General features: G+C 66.7%; 17 protein-coding genes. 4 read left to right on the top strand and 13 right to left on the bottom strand.

Annotated elements, in window-relative coordinates; genetic code table 11:
* Positions 1-1,305: an LLM class flavin-dependent oxidoreductase gene (locus AZC_RS12680; protein ID WP_012170976.1), complete on the top strand. Its 1,305-nt coding sequence runs from the start codon at positions 1-3 to the stop codon at positions 1,303-1,305.
* 6 nt (positions 1,306-1,311) lie between these two features.
* Here the strand turns inward: AZC_RS12680 and AZC_RS12685 are convergent, their stop codons facing one another.
* A complete protein-coding gene (locus tag AZC_RS12685; RefSeq protein WP_012170977.1) occupies positions 1,312-2,091 on the bottom strand; it encodes a VOC family protein in 780 nt (259 codons plus the stop codon).
* Between the two features lie 241 nt (positions 2,092-2,332).
* Here AZC_RS12685 and AZC_RS12690 point away from each other — a divergent pair, with 241 nt between their 5' ends.
* Positions 2,333-2,770 carry a YciI family protein gene (locus AZC_RS12690; RefSeq protein ID WP_012170978.1) on the top strand — a complete coding sequence of 146 codons (438 nt, stop codon included), beginning with the start codon at positions 2,333-2,335 and terminating at the stop codon, positions 2,768-2,770.
* A 68-nt stretch (positions 2,771-2,838) separates the two neighbouring features.
* The gene (locus AZC_RS12695; protein WP_012170979.1) at positions 2,839-4,080 is read left to right on the top strand and encodes an RNA polymerase sigma factor; all 1,242 of its coding nucleotides are present in this window, start codon (positions 2,839-2,841) and stop codon (positions 4,078-4,080) included.
* Here AZC_RS12695 and AZC_RS12700 read toward each other — a convergent pair.
* The 11 genes from AZC_RS12700 to AZC_RS12750 all read right to left on the bottom strand — a co-directional run bounded on the left by AZC_RS12700 (position 4,067) and on the right by AZC_RS12750 (position 14,011).
* Positions 4,067-4,804 carry a GntR family transcriptional regulator gene (locus AZC_RS12700; protein WP_043879302.1) on the bottom strand — a complete coding sequence of 246 codons (738 nt, stop codon included), beginning with the start codon at positions 4,802-4,804 and terminating at the stop codon, positions 4,067-4,069. The genes AZC_RS12695 and AZC_RS12700 overlap by 14 nt on opposite strands.
* Positions 4,805-4,922: 118 nt before the next feature.
* Positions 4,923-5,729 carry an ABC transporter permease gene (locus AZC_RS12705; RefSeq protein WP_012170981.1) on the bottom strand — a complete coding sequence of 269 codons (807 nt, stop codon included), beginning with the start codon at positions 5,727-5,729 and terminating at the stop codon, positions 4,923-4,925.
* On the bottom strand, positions 5,729-6,586 hold the full coding sequence (locus AZC_RS12710; protein WP_012170982.1) for an ABC transporter permease: 858 nt from the start codon (positions 6,584-6,586) through the stop codon (positions 5,729-5,731). Before AZC_RS12710 ends, AZC_RS12705 begins: the two co-directional genes overlap by 1 nt.
* Before the next feature lie 13 nt (positions 6,587-6,599).
* Positions 6,600-7,667 (bottom strand): ABC transporter substrate-binding protein, encoded by a 1,068-nt coding sequence (locus tag AZC_RS12715; RefSeq protein ID WP_012170983.1) that lies wholly within the window; start codon positions 7,665-7,667, stop codon positions 6,600-6,602.
* An 86-nt stretch (positions 7,668-7,753) separates the two neighbouring features.
* Complete coding sequence (locus tag AZC_RS12720; protein WP_012170984.1) at positions 7,754-8,281, bottom strand: DUF5943 domain-containing protein; 528 nt, start codon at positions 8,279-8,281, stop codon at positions 7,754-7,756.
* A gap of 37 nt (positions 8,282-8,318) precedes the next feature.
* The gene (locus AZC_RS12725) at positions 8,319-9,293 is read right to left on the bottom strand and encodes a dipeptidase (protein WP_012170985.1); all 975 of its coding nucleotides are present in this window, start codon (positions 9,291-9,293) and stop codon (positions 8,319-8,321) included.
* A gap of 49 nt (positions 9,294-9,342) precedes the next feature.
* A complete protein-coding gene (locus tag AZC_RS12730; protein WP_012170986.1) occupies positions 9,343-10,398 on the bottom strand; it encodes an ABC transporter ATP-binding protein in 1,056 nt (351 codons plus the stop codon).
* A 28-nt stretch (positions 10,399-10,426) separates the two neighbouring features.
* Positions 10,427-11,233, bottom strand: coding sequence for an ABC transporter permease (locus tag AZC_RS12735; protein WP_012170987.1), 807 nt, complete (start codon positions 11,231-11,233; stop codon positions 10,427-10,429).
* On the bottom strand, positions 11,233-12,147 hold the full coding sequence (locus tag AZC_RS12740) for an ABC transporter permease (RefSeq protein WP_012170988.1): 915 nt from the start codon (positions 12,145-12,147) through the stop codon (positions 11,233-11,235). Before AZC_RS12740 ends, AZC_RS12735 begins: the two co-directional genes overlap by 1 nt.
* Before the next feature lie 8 nt (positions 12,148-12,155).
* Positions 12,156-13,229 (bottom strand): ABC transporter substrate-binding protein, encoded by a 1,074-nt coding sequence (locus AZC_RS12745; protein WP_043879303.1) that lies wholly within the window; start codon positions 13,227-13,229, stop codon positions 12,156-12,158.
* A gap of 77 nt (positions 13,230-13,306) precedes the next feature.
* The gene (locus AZC_RS12750; protein ID WP_012170990.1) at positions 13,307-14,011 is read right to left on the bottom strand and encodes an isochorismatase family protein; all 705 of its coding nucleotides are present in this window, start codon (positions 14,009-14,011) and stop codon (positions 13,307-13,309) included.
* Positions 14,012-14,136: 125 nt separating this feature from the next.
* Between AZC_RS12750 and AZC_RS12755 the strand changes: the two genes are divergently transcribed.
* Positions 14,137-15,042: a LysR family transcriptional regulator gene (locus AZC_RS12755; protein ID WP_012170991.1), complete on the top strand. Its 906-nt coding sequence runs from the start codon at positions 14,137-14,139 to the stop codon at positions 15,040-15,042.
* 67 nt (positions 15,043-15,109) lie between these two features.
* Here AZC_RS12755 and AZC_RS12760 read toward each other — a convergent pair whose 3' ends face one another.
* Positions 15,110-17,191 (bottom strand): methyl-accepting chemotaxis protein, encoded by a 2,082-nt coding sequence (locus tag AZC_RS12760; protein ID WP_012170992.1) that lies wholly within the window; start codon positions 17,189-17,191, stop codon positions 15,110-15,112.
* Between the last annotated feature and the right edge of the window lie 30 nt (positions 17,192-17,221).

Consider the following 17,221-nt stretch of genomic DNA (forward strand, 5'->3'; position numbering starts at 1 on the left):
ATGAAACGGCAGATGCATCTCGGCCTGTTCCTGCTGGGCACGGGCAGCCACATCGCGGGCTGGCGCATGCCCGGCGCGGTGGACAGCTTCCAGGACATCGAAGCGGTGTGCGAGATCGCCCGAACGGCGGAGCGGGCGAAGTTCGACCTCATTTTCATGGGCGACAATCTCAATGCCGATCCCGCCGCCCATCCCTCCTATACGGCGCGCCTCGAACCGCTGACGCTGCTCTCCGCGGTCGCCATGGCAACAGAGCGCGTCGGCCTCGGCGCCACGGTCTCCACCACCTATTCCGATCCGTTCACGGTCGCCCGCGCGTTCGCTTCCCTCGACCACATCAGCCATGGCCGCGCGGCGTGGAATGCCGTCACCACCGCTGCGCCCGCCGCCGCCGCGAATTTCGGCACCCAGCATCCCGACCACGCCCGCCGCTATGAGATCGCCGGCGAATTTCTCGATACGGTGAAGGGGCTCTGGGACTGCTGGGCGGACGATGCCATCGTCGCCGACCGGGAGAGCGGGCTCTATATCGATCCCGCCAGGGTGAAGCCCCTCGATCACGAGGGCGCCTTCTTCAAGGTGAAAGGGCCGGTGAACATCGGCCGGGCGCCGCAGGGCCATCCCATCATCTCGCAGGCGGGCGGCTCCGAACCCGGCCAGCAACTGGCCGCACGCACCGCCGATCTGGTGTTCGCCGTCGTGCAGGACATTGACGAAGCGCGCGCTGGTTATCAGGCCCTCAAGGCACGCCTCCCCGCCCTCGGCCGGCGGCCGGAGGACGTCTGCGTGCTTCCGGGCGTGATGCCGGTGGTGGGGCGCACCGACCGGGAGGCCCGCGACAAGCTCAACGCGCTGATGCGCCATGTGAACGCCAGCAATGCGCTGGGCATGCTGTCCGAGCGCTTCGGCGTGGACATGAGCGCCTACGACCTCGATGGTCCCATCCCCGAATTACCCAAGGCGGACACCTATCACTCCTTCACCGGCGTGATGCTGGCCAAGGCCCGGCGCGAAAGCATGACGCTTCGCGATCTCTACAATCTGGTCGCTGCTGCACGCGGGCATTGGGTGTTGTGCGGTTCCGCCGAGAGCGTGGCGGACACGTTGCAGGACTGGTTCGAGACCGGAGCGGCGGACGGCTTCAACGTCATGCCGCCCTATTTCCACGAGGGGTTCACGGATTTCACCGATCTTGTGGTGCCCCTCCTTCAGGAACGCGGCCTGTTCCGGGCCGATTACGAGGGCACGACGCTGCGCGACCACCTCGGCCTGCAGCGTCCCGCCAATCCCAATTTCCCGGCCTGAGGCGCGTCAGGTCATCTCGCCCGCCGGCGGGGCGACGACGGCGAAATAGGCGCCCTGCGGATCGCGACCCTGCGCGATCCAGGCGCCGCCCGGCACTTCCATGGGCCCGTGAAGCACCTGCCCGCCTTCCGCGGCGATGGTCGCCACCGCCGCGGCGATGTCGGGCACCTGCGCATAATAGAGCCAGCCGGGCGCCGGCATCTCCGGCGGCTTGTTGAACATGCCGCCGATGGCCCGCCCACCGTGCTCGAAGAGCTGGTAGGTGCCCATACCCCCCATGTCGATGGGCTCGCCCTTGGTCCAGCCGAACAGCTCCGCATAGAAGGGGAAGACCGCCGGCCAGTCACTGGCGGCGAGTTCGTGCCACCCCACCGCACCCATACGGTTCGCCGGCGCGGGCGGCGGCGCGTTGCCTTCGTTCCAGTGGATCAGCGACAGCACCGCGCCCTGCGGATCGCCGATCACCGCGAAGCGGCCGACGTCGGGAATGTCCGCCGGCGGGGAATGGATGACGCCGCCGGACGCCGACACGCGTGCGGCGGTGGCATCGACATCCTCCACCTCCACATAGCCCATCCAGTAGGGACCGATGGCAGCCTTCAGCACGTCTTCCGGCAGCGCCATCATGCCGCCGACATCGACACCGTCCTTCGACAGAAGGATGTAGGTCATGCCCGGCATCCCCGCATCTCGCCTCTGCCAGTCAAGCAGGCGACGGTAGAATGCACCGGCGGCCTCCACGTCCGTGGTGCAGAGCTGGTACCAGCTGAAGTCTCCATGTGGCATGTGGCGCTCCCCTTTATTTCAGTGAAACTTGGACTCTGCCGTCTCGTTCTGATCATCTTGGGTCGACGACATCGCAGGACTTAAACCAACCTTGCGACATGTGATAGACAAAAGCATCCCACCCTGCGGCTCCGGGAGCCGGCAAAGGTGGAAAAGAAGCGTCCGGAAAAAAATCGCGGCGCAGTGTCGGTTTGCGAGCCGGCCGGACGTCCTTGGGGCGCATCATCTAGAGGAGGACAGGATGCGCGTGATGGTTCTGGTGAAGGCGGACGTGAACAGCGAGCAGGGCGCCCTGCCTCCGGCCAAGCTGCTGGAGGACATGATGGCCTATAATGAGGAACTGGTGAAAGCCGGCATCATGGTCGCGGGCGAGGGACTGAAGCCGTCCTCGCAAGGGGTGCGCATCCGTTTTTCGGGCGACCAGCGCACCGTGACCGAGGGCCCCTTCGCCGAGACCCGCGAGCTCGTGGCCGGCTTCTGGATCTGGGAGGTGGAGTCGATGGCGCAGGCCGTGGAATGGGCAAAGCGCTGCCCCAATCCGCAGCTCTCGGATTCCGATCTCGAAATCCGCCCCTTCTATGCGCTTTCGGACTTCGGCGAGGTGGTGACCCCGGAGGTGGAAGCGCAAGTGGAGCGCCTCACGGCCGCCATCGAAGGCCAGCACGGCAAATACATGTGACGGTGACAGACGACGAGGCCGCACAGGCGAAAGAGCCGCGCCCAAGCCTGCGCCGGGATCGCGCCTCCATGGATGCGGCCTTTCGGGCCGCGTCCCCCGCCGCCATGGCCGCGCTCTTGCGCGGGCTGGGCACGCTCGACCGTGCGGAAGACGCCTTTCAGGAGGCCTGCCTGCGCGCCCTCACCCACTGGCCGGAGCGCGGCTCGCCCCACGATCCGACGTCGTGGCTGGTGAGGGTCGGCCGCAATGCCGGCATCGACCGGCTCCGCCGGCACGCCCGAGAGGCGCGGCTGCCGACCGAACATCTGGTGCCCGCAACGCCGGACGAGGAAGACCGGCGCGCGGACGCCCTCGACCAGACCGGCCTCGGCGACGATGTGCTGCGCCTCCTGTTCATCTGTTGCCATCCTGACTTGGCGCCGGCGCATCAGATCGCGCTGGCCCTGCGCGTGGTCTGCGGGCTCAGCGTGCCGGAGATCGCCCGCGTCTTTCTCATGGGCGAAGCGGCGATGGAACAGCGGATCACCCGCGCCAAGCGCCGGGTGGCGCAGGCCGGCCTTCCCTTCGAGACGCCCGCGCCCCGCGAGCGGCAGGCGCGCCTGTCCGCCGTCTCGGCCATGGTCTATCTCATCTTCACCGAGGGCCATTCGGCATCCGCGCAGGAAAGCGGCCGCAAGGCGCCCCTCTGCATGGAAGCCATCAGGCTCGGCCGTCTGCTGGCGACGCTCTTTCCCGAGGAGCCGGAGGTGCTCGGTCTTCTCGCCTTGATGCTGCTCCATGAGGCCCGCGCGCCGGCCCGCTTCAGCGCCGAGGGCTCCATCATCCTGCTGGAGGATCAGGACCGCAGCCTCTGGAACCCTGTCGCCATCGCCGAGGGCACGGCGCTCACCAACCGCGCGTTCCGCATGCACCGGCCCGGCCCCTATCAGCTTCAGGCCGCCATCGCCGCCCTGCATGCCCGCGCGCCGGACGTCGATCGCACGGACTGGGCGCAGATCGAGCAGCTCTATGGCGTGCTCGCGGACATGGAGCCGACGCCGGTCGTCATCCTTAACCACGCGGTGGCGCTTTCGCGGGCGAAAGGTCCGGCCGAAGGTCTGGCGCGGATCGTACCGCTGGCGCAGGTGCTGGCCGGCTACTTTCCATATCACGCGGCTCGCGGCCATCTGCTGGAGCGTTCCGGCGCGCGGGAAGAGGCTTACGCGGCCTATGCCCGAAGCCTAGATCTCGCGCCCAGCGCTGCGGAGGCCGCACAGGTCCGGCTCTATATGGATCGGCTGGCCGCGCCGACGCCCGTCAGCCCGCAATGACCCCGCGGGGATCGGCGTCGAAATAGTCGGGATTGACGTCGCGGATCAGGCCGAGGCTGCCGTGCAGCGTCTTCACGTGCCGTCGCATGGCGGCCGAGGCCGCTTCCACGTCATGGGCTGCGATGGCCGCGACGATCTCGCTATGCTCGCGGATCACCCGGTCCATGCGGCCCGGATGGGGCAGGCTCAGATGGCGGCAACGGTCCACCTGCGTCTTCAGATGCAGGACCAGCCGCCAGATGCCGGGCAGGCCGGCGATCTCGGCAATGGTCTGGTGCAAGGCATCATCCGCCGCATGGAAAGCACGATGGTCGCCCCGCGCCGCCACGGCCATTTCGTCCGCGATCACCGCGTCGAGCCGCTTGAGGTCCGCCGCGCTCGCCTTTTCGGCGGCCGCCTGGGCGGTGACGTCCTCCAGCGCCGCGCGGGCGATCATGGCCTCGTGCAGGCTCGCCAGCGGAATGCGGGAGACATAGGTGCCGGACTTGGGGGCGATCTCCACCAGCCCCTCGTCCGCCAGCCGCAGCAGCGCCTCGCGCACCGGCGTGCGGCTGAGCCCATGGGCCGCCGCGATCTCCTTTTCGGCGATCACCTCGCCGGGAACCCGCTTCAGGGATACGATCTCGTCCCGCAACTGATGGTAGACGACGCTCGCGGCCGTCAACCGGCGCGGCCCGGTCTCGTCTCCCGGAAGCGCGAGGCCTAGGGCCTGCAAGCGTTCCATGCGCATCCCCCAAGTGGTGGCGGGACGATGCGCCGAAACGAAGCGGTCGTCATCCCGATCCATGGTCAGGCGATACAAAACGCCGGCGCCCCCCGCAAGCGCCGGTGCAGCGCCCCTGCTATGCGGCAAAACCTCCCCCCTTGCCCGCCACGCCGCCGCGCAGGATCAGCAGGCCGGACAGCGCCGCGGTGACGACCAGCGTCAGGCCGGAGACCGCCGCAATGGAAGGCTCCAACTGGTAGGAAAGGCTGGAGAAGATCTGGATCGGCGCCGTGGTCATGCGGCTCGCGAGGAAATAGGTGACGATGAACTCGTCGAACGAGGTGATGAAGGCGAACACCGCCCCGCCGATGAGACCGGGCCGGATGATCGGCAGTGTCACCCGCCACAGCGCCACCGGCAGAGGCGCGCCGAGACTGGCTGCCGCCTGCTCCAGCGAGCGGTCGAAGGCCTGAAGGCTCGCGCCTACGGTGACGATCACATAGGGGATGCACAGCACCAGATGGGCGGCGATGAAGCCCATCAGCGTGTCGTCGAAGCGCAGCGGCAGGAACACCCGGTAGATGGCCATGCCCAGCACCACGTGTGGCAGCACCATGGGTGAGACCAGCAGGGTGCGTAACGCCTTGCGCGTGATGAGCGGTCCGCGGTCGAGGCCGAGTGCCGCCGCCGTGCCGAACAGCAGCGCCAGTGGCGTCACCACGCCGGCAACGATCAGGCTGGTGCCGAGCGCCTTCCGCCAGGTGTCATCCTGGAAGATGAAGCCGTACCAGCGCAGGCCATAGGCCTTCGGCGGGAAGGACAGATAGTCCTCGGCGGTGAAGGACTGAATGAGCAGGATCACCTGCGGCAGGATGAGGAAGATCATCACCGCCACGGCGACGATGCTGACGAGGAGGCCCAGGGGCCGCTTGGCGTCGGTCATCAGGCGCCCTCCCCGCGCATGCGCTCGATCCGCTTCTCCGCCCGGCTCGACAGGCCGAGGACGATGAGGATGAAGGCCAGGAGCACGATGGCGAAGGCCGCCGCCCGGCTCCAGTCGAACTGGTTGCGCACGAGGTCGGTCATGACCATCGGCAAAGTGGTGACGAAGCTGCCGCCCATGATCACCGGCGTCAGATAGACGCCCATGGACAGAACGAAGACGAGCGTCGTCCCCGCGATGAGGCCCGGAAGGCTCAAGGGAAAGGTCACGCGCCAGAAGACCGTGGTGCGCGAGGCGCCAAGGCTCGCCGCCGCATCCTCGACGGACGGGTCGATGGACAGAAGCGAGGAGAAGACCGGCATCACCAGAAAGGCGAGATAGACGTGGGTCACGCCCACGACAACGCCGAACGTGTTGTAGAGGAGCGGCAGCGGGCCATCGATGAGACCGCTCTGGCGCAGCAGGGCATTCACCATGCCCTCGCGCCCCAGCACCAGCAGCCAGGCCACGTTGCGCACCACGACGCTGGTGAGCAGCGGCGAGATGACGATGGTGAGGGCCACGAGCCGCAGGACGGGCCCGGCGCGGCGCATGAACAGCGCCAGCGGATAGCCAAACAGGATGCACGCTGCGGTGATCAGCAGCGACAGCCGCACCGTGCGCCAGAAGATGGAAAGCGTGACGCCATCCGTAAAGAAGGCGGCGTAATTGGCGGAGGTCAGCCCGCCGCCGGCGCCGGCATGCAGGCTCTCGGAGCCGAGGATGCCAAGCGGCACGAAGAAGATGAGGGCATAGAGGACGAAGGTGGGGGCAATGAGCCCCCACCAGAAGATCCGCCGGCCGGTGCGGAGCGCCATGGATGATCTCCGCTCAGCTCTGCTTCCACGCATCCCAGCGCCGGCGCCATTCGGGCAGATTGTCGACGATAGCCTCGTAATCCTCCGGCACCGCGCGGGCGAGTTCCTCGGGCGTCGAGACGACCACGCGCTTGGCGATCTCCGGCGAATAGACGACCTTCTTGTTGGGCGAGGCGTAGAACAGCTTCTCGGCCATCGCCTGCTGCGGGGCGACGGTGCAGGAGAAGTTGATGAAGGCCTTGGCGAGATCCGGATTGCGGGCGCCGCGCGGGATGCAGAAGGGATCGGCGCGCGTGAAGAAACCTTCCTGCGGGCTGACGAAATCGATCGGCACGCCCTGATCCTTCAGCGGATAGACGCGCCCGTTCCACACGGCGATGAGCGAAACCTCGCCCGAGCGGATCAGTTGCTCCGCCTGCGCGCCGGTCGTCCAGAGGGTGGCAAGGTTGGGCCGCAGTTTGGTGAGGGCGGCGAAGGTCGCATCGTCCACCGGCAGGGGCTTGCCCTTCACGACGAGATTGACCATTTCGAGGGCCTGATCGAACAGGGCCTCGTTGAGCGCCACCTTGCCCTTGTACTGCGGGTCCCAGAGGTCCGCCCATTTGGTGGGCGGCGTCTTCACCTTCTCGGTGTTGTAGCCGATGCCATAGCTCCACAGCACCAGCTTCGGCCCGTGCGGGGTGATGTAGCTGGGATAGAGGTTGGCATATTCCGGCATGTCCTTCGCGTCGATGGTCTGGAACAAGTTGTTCCGGACGCCGAAGACATAGTCCGTCATCTGCATGGGGATGACATCGGCATCGGGCCGGCCCGCATCCACCTGCGCCTTGATCTTCGCCATAGGCGGCGAGGAACCCTGCATGGTGAGCACCTCGACCTTCACGCCGGTCTTCTGGGTGAAGGGGTCGATCCAGTGATCCTTGATGACCTTTCCGAGCAGGCCGTCGAAATTATAGACCACCAGCGTCTCGCCCGCGGCGAGCGAGCGGGTGATCACCGCGGGCGCCGCCAGCGGCGCGGCGGCGAGCGCCCCGAGCCCCTTGAGCGCCGAGCGGCGGCTGAGGCGGATCTTGTCCGTCATTGTCTGTTCCCCGTCTTGAGTTGAGCGAAGGCCTGCGCGCCTTGAGGCGCGTTCTGGTATCGTTGGGGTTGGAAACCGGCGGCGGATCAGGCGGCCGGCGTCACCTCGAACAGGCAGAAGGCATGGCCTTCCGCGGCGCATTGCGTCTCGGCCGACTGGAGCTTGCGCGGCGCGCCCGCCTGCTCGCAGACGAATTCGAGGGCACCGGCGAGCCAGGGCGCGAACATGTAGCAGAGCTTGCGCCCCGCCCCTCGCGTCTCGTCCGTGACGAAGGAGGAATGGTCGAGCCGCACGGTGGCCGTGCCCGCAACCGGATCGATGGCGAGGATGGAGAACTTGCCCCAGCCGCGCTGGGAGAGGCGCTTCATATAATGGGCGAACACATCGACGCCGCTGAGGCCATAGACCTCGCTCTGCTTCTTGCACCACACATAGGCGGACTTGTGCCCGGCGGGCGCGAGGGCGGCGTTGAACGCCTCCGCGCCGATCTCCGCCTCGATGGCGAAGTGGTTGTTGTTGTAGAAATGCTGGGGCACCAGGATCATCGGCATCTGGTCGGCGTACCAGCGCCCTGTTTCCGGATCGACGTCGAGTTCGATTTCAGGCTTGGCCACGGACGGTTCCTTCTGTTGCGGCGCGATGAGCGGGGCCTCAGCGGCCCCACACGTCCTTCAGGAGCTGCAGCCAGTTGCCGCCCATCACCTTCTCGATGCGACCCGTGGACCAGCCGCGCTGCTCCATGGCGGCGGTGAGGTTCGGGAAGTCGCCGATCTCGCGGAAGCCCTCGGGATTGATGACCGCGCCGAAGTCGGTGAGCTTGCGGCCGAAACCCTTGTCGTGGGTGATCCAGTCGAAGAAGGGCTGGCCATAGCCCTGCGTGAAGTCGGTCCCGACGCCGACGATATCCTCGCCCACGAGGTTGATGACGTATTCCATCGCCTCGACATAATCGGCGACCGTCGCGGCCGGGCCTTTCTTGAGGAAGGGCGGGAACATGGTCACGCCGACGAAGCCGCCCTTCTCGGCGATGAAGCGCAACTGCTCGTCGCTCTTGTTGCGCTTGTGCTCCTTGAGGCCGGACGGCAGGCAGTGGGAATAGGCCACGCGCTGCTTGGACGCCTTGATGACATCCTCGGAGGTCTTCGGTCCCACATGCGAGAGATCGCACAGGATGCCGAGGCGGTTCATCTCCGCCACCACGTCATGGCCGAAGTCGGAGAGGCCGCTGTCGCGGCTCTCGTAGCAGCCCGAGCCCACCCAGTTCTGGGTGTTGTAGGTCATCTGGATGATGCGGATGCCGAGTTCGTGGAACAGCGGCAGATATTCGATGCGGTCGTCGATGGCACTGGTGTTCTGCCAGCCGAGGATGATGCCCGTCTTGTTCTCCGCCTTGGCGCGGAGGATGTCCCCGGTGGTGTAGACCTGCGTGATGAGATCCGCGTGTGTGCGGAAATCCGCCTTCCACTTGGCGATGTTGCGCATGGTCTCGGTGAAGTTCTCCCACACCGAGCAGGTGCAGTTGGCGGCCGTCAGGCCGCCCTTGCGCATGTCCTCGAAAACCGGGCGGCTGAAATCGGAAATGATCAGGCCGTCAATGACGATCAGGCTGTCGTGAAGCGTCGACACGATACTCTTCCTTCGCTTGAAAAATGGAAAATGGGCGGAGACCGGAAGCTCAGAGCGGCACGAGAACCGCCGCCTCCGGCTGCCAGGAGACATGAACCGGCTGACCCGCATTCAGCGGGCTTGGGCCGCCGGCGGCCGGCGAGGGGCAGCGGGCGGTGAGGGTGAGACCGGAAGCGGCCCGCACCTGATAGTCGATGACGAGGCCCCGATAGGTGGCCAGCTCGACCCGGCCGGGCAGATGGCCCTGCCCGCCCTCGCCCACCGCGATGACGATCCGTTCGGGGCGCACGCCGAGGGCCACGTCCTCCTTGCCCGGCGGCGGGCCGGCGACCGGGACCACCTCGCCCGTCGCGAGCCGGAAGCCCCCGGTGTCGGGGCGCCCCGGCAGAAGATTGGTCACCCCCATGAACTCGGCCACGAAATGGGATTTCGGCGTGGCGAAGACCTCGTCCGGCGAGCCCTCCTGCTCGATGCGCCCGGCGCGCATCACCACCACCCGGTCGGAGACTGAGAGCGCCTCGTCCTGATCATGGGTTACGAAGATGGTGGTGATGCCGAGTGACCGCTGGATCTGCCGGATTTCCAGCTTCATCTCCTGCCGCAACTGGGCATCGAGATTGGAGAGTGGCTCGTCGAGCAGCAGCACGTCCGGCTCGATCACCAGCGCCCGCGCCAGCGCCACGCGCTGCTGCTGGCCGCCGGACAATTGCTTGGGCAGGCGCTCCGACAGGTGGCCGAGGCGCACCTTGTCCAGCGCCGTCTTCACCCGCGCGGCGATGTCGGCCTTGGAGACCTTGCGCATCTCAAGGCCGAAGGCGACGTTCTGCGCGACGCTCATGTGCGGGAACAGCGCGTAATTCTGGAAGCCGAAGCCCATGTTGCGCTTGTGCGGCGGCAGGTGGGTGACATCGCGCCCGCCCACCATGATGCGCCCCTCGGTCACCGGCACGAAGCCGCCGACCATGCGCAGCGTCGTGGTCTTGCCGCAGCCGGAGGGGCCGAGCAGCGCCACCAGTTCTCCCTGCCCGATAGAGAGGGAGACATGGTCGACTGCGACCATGTGCTCGTAGCGCTTGACGATGGACTGGAGAACGACCTCGGACATGGAAGCACCCGTGTTCGCAGCCCGGCGCTCAGAAGGCGCGGGCAAGTTTCGCGTAGCGGTCGCTGACGATGAGCAGCGTGCCGATGATGAGGATCTGGACGGTGGCGACGGCGGCGACGGTGGAATCGAGGTTCCACTCCAGATAGGAGACGAGCGCGATCTGGAGCGTGGTGCGGCCCGGCCCCACGAGGAAGATCGACTTCTCCAGATCGATGAAGGAGATGACGAAGGAGAACAGCGCCGCCGCGACGATGGCGGGGCGGATCATCGGCAGCGTCACCCGCCGGAACACCGTGAAGGGCGCAGCCCCGAGGGAGGAAGCCGCTTCCTCGCAGGAGCGGTTGGCGCCCGCGAGACCCGCCGTGACAAGTCGCACCGTCCAGGGCAGCGCGATGAGGCCATGGGCGACCAGCAGGCCACCGAAGGTGCCGGTCACGTCCCGGTCGATCAGCACCTCCAGCTCGATGAAGGCGATGAACAGCGCCGCGCCGCCGACGATGCCGGGCACCACCATGGGTGCCAGCAGCAGCGTCTGGATGGCATCGCGGCCCAGAAAGCGATAGCGCACCAGCGCAAGGCTCGCCGGAATGCCGAGCCCGAGCGAGATGACGACCGCGCACATCGCCGTCTCCACGCTGGTGAGGAAGCCGTTGCGGAAGGCCTCCTGCTCCCAGGCCCGCGCGTACCAGGACAAGGTGTAGCCGGTGGGCGGGAAGGAGAGGATGCGGTTCTCGAAGAAGCTCACCCAGACGATGGCGACCAGCGGCAGGAGCACGAAGGCGAGCACGGTGGCGGAGAGGCCGGCATAGATGCGGCGGATGGCAAGCGCGCCCATCACTCGCTCCACTTCCGGTAATGCCGCTGCACCAGCACATTTGCGGTGGTGGTGAGGCACAGGGTGACGGCCATCAGCACGAAGGCGAGCGCGGCGCCGAAGGGCCAGTTCATGGCCTTGGCCACCTGCTGATAGACGGTGGGCGCCATCATGTGGAAGGTCGGCCCGCCGATCAGCACCGGCGTCGCATAGGCATTCATCGAGAGGATGAAGCACAGCATGGTGCCGGCGAGGAGGCCCGGCAGCGCCAGCGGCAGCACCACTCGGCGCAGCACCACCCCATGCGGCGCGCCGAGGCTGGCTGCGGCAGCCTCCAGATTTTCGTCGATGCCCTCCAGCACGCTCTGGAGCGTTACGATCATGAAGGGCAGCATCACGGAAACGAGGCCGATGACGACGGCGGTCGGCGTGTACATCAGCTTGACGGCGGAGAGGCCCACGCTGCCGAGCGCGGCATTGAACAGGCCCTTGTCGCCGAGGATCACCATCCAGGCGGCGGTGCGCACCGCATTGCCCATGAGCAGCGGCAGGATGATGAGGATGAGCAGGCGCGGCTTCCACTTCGGCCCGGCGTGGCGCACCAGCGCGTAAGCGACGGGGAAGCCCGCCAGCAGGCACAGGACGGTGGAGAGGGCAGACACCCAGAGCGTGGTGCCCAGCACCTCCTGATAGAAGCTGTCGGAAAAGAACTTCTGATAATTGGCGAGGGTCAGCGCCTCGACCATCATCTGGCCAGGCACGAAGCGGTTGAGGCTGTAGCGGAACATCAGCGCCAGCGGCGCCACCAGCCCGAGCAGCACGAAGAGCGTGGCCGGTGTCGCCAGCCCGAAGGCCGGCGACACCCGGACGCCGGCCCGCGCGCGAGGCGCGGGCACATCCATTTCCATCTGACCGTTCATCGCTGAGGCGGGCATGTCGCGGCTCAGCGGGCGATGTTCTTGTTCCACCACTCCAGCCATTCGGCCGTATTCTTGGCCACGTGCTCATAATCGGGGAATTTGAGCGCCGCGGCCTCCGCCGCCGTGAAATCGATCTTCGCTTTCAGCTCGGGCGAAAGGGCTGCCTTGGCGTTGGCCGGAGCGTAGAAGCTGGCGCCCGCGAGGCCCGCCATGGCCTTGGGATCGAGCATGGCGTTGAAATAGACATAGGCCAGCTCCGGGCTCGGGGCCCGCTTGGGCAGGGCCGCGCCGAACATGACGGCGATAGCGCCCTCGGCCGGATACTGGATGGCGAGCGGCGCCCCATCATTGGCCCACTGGAGGCCGCGCGCCTTGTAATTGATGGCGATGTCCACCTCGCCATTGGCAAGGCCTGCCGCCAGTTGCTGATGGGCCGCATAGATGCGCGGCTGGGTGAGTTCTTTCAGCTCGATGAGGCGCTTCTTGCCCTCTTCCGTATTGGTGACGTTTCCGCCCTTGATGAGCCCGGCCATCATCACATAATTGAAATAGAGCTGGTTGGTGAGGCCGAGCTTTCCGGCCCATTTCTTGTCCCACAACTCCGCATAGGACTTCGGCGGGTTCGGCACCTTGTCCTTGTTGTAGATGAGCGTCACGCCGCTATAGAGCCACGGCACGAAGAATGGCTTGGACTTCAGCGCCGGCACCACGTCCGCATAGTTCGGCACCTTGGCGAAATCGATGTCGGCCAGCACGTCCTGGCCGTTCAGTTCGACGCTGTCGCCTTCATTGATATGGATGACGTCGATGGTGCCGCGACGCAGGCGCTTCTCGGCGATGAGCTTGGCCTTGCGCTCCGGCTCCATGCCGAGGTCGCGGACGATCTTGATGCCCTGGCTTTCCACCAGCGGCGCCTCGACGAACTTGATGGTGCGTTCGTTCCAGTCGCCGCCCCAGTTGGAGACCACAAGTGTGCCCTCAAGGGCGGCGGCGCCACGGGGCAGGCCGAACACGGCGCTGCCGGCAGCAAGGCCAAGGCCCACGAGGACAGAGCGGCGCGAAAGGGGCGCAGAAAAGGGAGTAGTCGTCTTCGTCATGTCCGCCTCTGGATTTTTATGATGCGTGCGTGGCGAAGAGGCGCGCACGGAGCGCGCGCCTCGTGGACGGACCGGCCTCAGGCGGCAGCGCGCGTACCCACGTCGTCCAGATAGGCGATGCAGCGCGACAGGGGCTCCACATCGGCGAACTTGGCGTCGATATCGAACAGGTTCCAGGCCACCGCACCCGGCACGCGATCACCGATGCATTCCTTCACCGCAATGGTGCGGAAGCCTTCCGCAAGCCCGTCGCACAACGTCGTGCGCACGCAGGCGGAAGCGGTGACGCCGGTGACGAGGATGGTGTCCACATTGTTGGCGCGCAGGAAGCCGGCAAGATAGGTGCCATGGAAGGCCGAGGCGCGCTTCTTGATGAGAACCTGTTCGCCCGGCACCGGCTCGATGCGGCTGTCGATGGCCCAGAGGTCCGGCTTGTCCTGAGCCACCACTTCGACCGGGATCTTCTGGTGCCAGAGCCCCATGTCCGTGGCATCGCTGGCGCGGTCGGTCACCTGATAGCAGGTCGTGACATGAACCACGGGATGGCCGTTGCGGCGGCACGCGGCCAGCAGCGCCTGCACGCCCGGAATGATCTCCTCGTCGATCTTCTCGCAGGTGAAGGGATTGCCGGGGCGCGTCCAGGCATTGGCGAGATCCACATTGATCAGCGCGGGCCGCCGGCCGAAGCCGACACGGCGCTGGAAGCCGTTGCGCTGATAGAGTTCGCTCGCCTTGCCGAAGGCAGCCGAAAGGGCTGCGTCGAGTTCCGCATCGAAAGCCATCGCTGTCGTCCTCTGGAGGTTCGCGCTGTTGTTGCTGCGCTTGACCGCAACGATGGGGCCGTTCGATCGAGAATTGGAAATTCTAATTTCTTCGCTATTGATACGGTTTTTGGTATGAATTCCGGATGCGTTTCGACCTGCGCCACATCCGGAGCTTCATCGTCCTCGCCGAGACCTTGCATTTCGGCCGGGCGGCGGAACGGCTGAACATGACCCAGCCCGGCATGAGCCGGCTGATCGGCGAGCTCGAGCGGGAGGTGGGCGTTCCCCTCTTCCGCCGAACCACGCGTACCGTGGAGCTGACGGAAGCCGGCAAGGCCTTCCTTGGGGAATGCGCGCTCGCCATGGACCGGCTCGACCGCGCGGTGTCCATCGCCCGGCGTACCGCCAAGGGCGAGACCGGCATCCTGCGCATCGCCTACATGGATTTCGCCATCAACGGGCGCCTGCCCGAACTGTTGCGCAGCTTCAGCCGCATGCGGCCGGACATCCGGCTCGAACTGTCCTTCATCGCGACCCTGAAGCAGTATGAGGCGCTGCTGGCGGACCGTATCGACATCGGCTTCCTCATCGGCCCCGTGGACCAGCCGGGGCTCGCCAGCTACACCTTCGACCGCGACCGCTACGTGGTCCTTCTGCCGACCACCCACCCGCTCTCGAACGTGCGCAACCTGCGCCTGTCGGATCTCGCCCGCGAGCCCTTCGTGCTCGGGTCCGGCGAGAACTGGGGCGCCTTCCGCAACCAGCTCTTCGCACTCTGCCACCGGGCCGGCTTCGTGCCGGACATCGTGCAGGAAGCCTCATCCTCCGAAGGCATCTTCGGCCTCGTGGCCGCAGGGGCGGGCATCAGCCTCTATGCGAGCTGCGTGCGCAACCTCCAGCGCCGGGGCATCGTCATCCGCGAGATCGAGGACACGCCGGACCAGCTTCTCACCTGCGCCGCCTGGATCAGCCCGACGCAGTCGCCTGGCGTTCAAGTGTTCGTGGATTTCCTCTCGCAGGTCTGGGGCGGTCAGATCGCCAGCGCCTGAACGTGCCTCCAAACGCAGACGGGCGGCCGAAGCCGCCCGCTGCGTGTCTCTTGCGGGGCGATGCGACTCAGGCGGCCCGGACCGTCTGGAGGAAGCGCGCCATTTCCGCGCTCAGCGCCTGCGCCTGGCCCTGGAGGTCGGAGGACAGCGTCAGCACCTGCCCCGCCGCAGACCCCACGCTCTGCGCGGTCTGTGCAACGCCAGTGATGTTGCCGGTCACCTCGCTCGTGCCCGCGGACGCTTCCGCGACGCTGCGCACGATCTCGCCGGTGGCGACACCCTGCTGCGCCACGGCCGCCGCGACGGCATTGGCGTAGGTGTTCATCTCCTGAATGGTGGTGGCGATACGGCCGATGGCATCCACCGCCTTGCCGGTGGTGGACTGGATGGCGCCCACCTGCCCCGAGATCTCGGCGGTGGCCTTGGCCGTCTGGTCGGCGAGTTCCTTCACCTCGCTCGCCACCACTGCGAAGCCCTTGCCTGCCTCACCCGCACGCGCCGCCTCGATGGTGGCATTGAGGGCAAGGAGGTTGGTCTGGCCGGCGATCGAGCTGATGAGGTTCAGGATGTCGCTGATCTTGGCCGCAGCCAGCGAGAGTTCGCGGACGATCTCGCCCGTGGCATGCGCCTCGTTCACGGCGGTCATGGACACGTCCGCCGCCTGCTGCACCTGCCGGCGGATTTCCTGCACGGAGCTGCCGAGTTCCTCCGCAGAGGAGGCGACGACGTTGACGTTCGCCGCCGCCTGCTCGGCCGCAGCGGCAACGGTGTTCGAGCGGCCGGCGGTGTCGTCGGCGCTCTGCGAGAGCACCTGTGCCGAGGCCTTGAGCTGGTCGGCGGAAGCCCCCACGGCGCCGATGATGCCGCCCACATTGGTCTCGAACAGATCCGCGAGCTGCTGCATGGCATCGCGGCGCTCGGCCTCCGAACGCGCTCGGGCGGCGGCGGTTTCCGCCTCCAGCGCGCTGTTGCGCAGCAGGCTGTCCTTGAACACCTGCACGGAGCTGGCCATATGACCGATTTCGTCCTTGCGGCCGACACCGGGGATTTCGGTCTCCAGCTCGCCGTCGGCGATCCGGCCGATGGCCGCCGTCATCTGGAACAGAGGACGAATGGCCCGGCGCTGCACCACCACGAGCACGGCAATGGCAGCAAGCACCACCACCACGAGGCCGACGACCGAGAGGATCAGGTTCTGGCGCGCGGAGGCGATGGCACTGTCGATGGCAAGCTCGGAGCCTTCGAACGCGGCGTCGCGCAAGGCGATGACGACGTTCCACATGCGGAAGGTGCGCTCGCGATAGGTGCTGCCGTCGATGGGGAAGTCGCCCGTCTCGAAATACTTCGCCATCTCGTCCCGCAGGCCGGCGAAGAACTGGATGTAGTCGCTGTTCGCCTTGTCGAGCGCCGGCTTGAAGGAGGGCGCACCGCCCGTCACGTTCCGCAGTTCCCACAGGCCACCCCAGAGCTGATCCACGCGGCCCTGGAGGGTGTAGAACTGGATGCGCTGCTCGGGCGTCACCGGCTTGTGCGCCGCCACCAGCGACTGCAGCATGCCCGCCTGACGTCCGCCGTAATCACGCAGATCCAGGACAGCGGCACCGACATTGCCCCAGGCGAAGGCGACGCCGTTGGCGGGCGCCATCTTGCGCAGCTGCGTGTTGAGCGCCTGCGCGGCAAGCGTATTCATGGCGCTCGCCTTGTCGGTCACCACATTGGCCGCCGTGCCGCGCTGGTTGATGGGCAGGGCCATGGCGCTGGACTGGGTGTCCTTGATCTGGCGATAGGCCTCGTCCAGCTGCTTCGACACCGCGATGATGGCGTCCGCGTCGGCAAGCTGGCCGACCGTCGCCTCGGTGCGGGCGCGGATGGCGGCCAGCGCCTTTTCGGAGGCCTCGCGATAGGCCGGCAGATCGGTGCGGCTGACCTGATCGCTCGTCATGGTCTGGATGGCGAGCGTGAGCAGGCCCCGCTCCGGATTCATCACCCGCGGCACGTCGGCAAGCGCACGGACCACCTCCAGGCGGAGGCGCGCATCCTGGCTCAGGGTGAGCTGGTTGTACTGCCGCACGGCCATCATGATCGATAGCGCGCAGGCTATCGCGGCAACACACAGGATGGACAGAGATAGCAGGCGCTTGATCGTCACGGGTGGCGTCTCCCTAAGGCTGTAGCTGGC

This window comes from Azorhizobium caulinodans ORS 571, from assembly GCF_000010525.1.
Lineage (GTDB): Bacteria > Pseudomonadota > Alphaproteobacteria > Rhizobiales > Xanthobacteraceae > Azorhizobium > Azorhizobium caulinodans.

Excerpts from the sequence above, each read along its gene's own strand:
- AZC_RS12680 (WP_012170976.1), top strand. The coding sequence starts at position 1 with ATGAAACGGCAGATGCATCTCGGCCTGTTCCTGCTGGGCACGGGCAGC.
- AZC_RS12685 (WP_012170977.1), bottom strand. The coding sequence starts at position 2,091 with ATGCCACATGGAGACTTCAGCTGGTACCAGCTCTGCACCACGGACGTG.
- AZC_RS12690 (WP_012170978.1), top strand. The coding sequence starts at position 2,333 with ATGCGCGTGATGGTTCTGGTGAAGGCGGACGTGAACAGCGAGCAGGGC.
- AZC_RS12695 (WP_012170979.1), top strand. The coding sequence starts at position 2,839 with ATGGATGCGGCCTTTCGGGCCGCGTCCCCCGCCGCCATGGCCGCGCTC.
- AZC_RS12700 (WP_043879302.1), bottom strand. The coding sequence starts at position 4,804 with ATGGAACGCTTGCAGGCCCTAGGCCTCGCGCTTCCGGGAGACGAGACC.
- AZC_RS12705 (WP_012170981.1), bottom strand. The coding sequence starts at position 5,729 with ATGACCGACGCCAAGCGGCCCCTGGGCCTCCTCGTCAGCATCGTCGCC.
- AZC_RS12710 (WP_012170982.1), bottom strand. The coding sequence starts at position 6,586 with ATGGCGCTCCGCACCGGCCGGCGGATCTTCTGGTGGGGGCTCATTGCC.
- AZC_RS12715 (WP_012170983.1), bottom strand. The coding sequence starts at position 7,667 with ATGACGGACAAGATCCGCCTCAGCCGCCGCTCGGCGCTCAAGGGGCTC.
- AZC_RS12730 (WP_012170986.1), bottom strand. The coding sequence starts at position 10,398 with ATGTCCGAGGTCGTTCTCCAGTCCATCGTCAAGCGCTACGAGCACATG.
- AZC_RS12735 (WP_012170987.1), bottom strand. The coding sequence starts at position 11,233 with ATGGGCGCGCTTGCCATCCGCCGCATCTATGCCGGCCTCTCCGCCACC.
- AZC_RS12740 (WP_012170988.1), bottom strand. The coding sequence starts at position 12,147 with ATGCCCGCCTCAGCGATGAACGGTCAGATGGAAATGGATGTGCCCGCG.
- AZC_RS12745 (WP_043879303.1), bottom strand. The coding sequence starts at position 13,229 with ATGACGAAGACGACTACTCCCTTTTCTGCGCCCCTTTCGCGCCGCTCT.
- AZC_RS12750 (WP_012170990.1), bottom strand. The coding sequence starts at position 14,011 with ATGGCTTTCGATGCGGAACTCGACGCAGCCCTTTCGGCTGCCTTCGGC.
- AZC_RS12755 (WP_012170991.1), top strand. The coding sequence starts at position 14,137 with ATGCGTTTCGACCTGCGCCACATCCGGAGCTTCATCGTCCTCGCCGAG.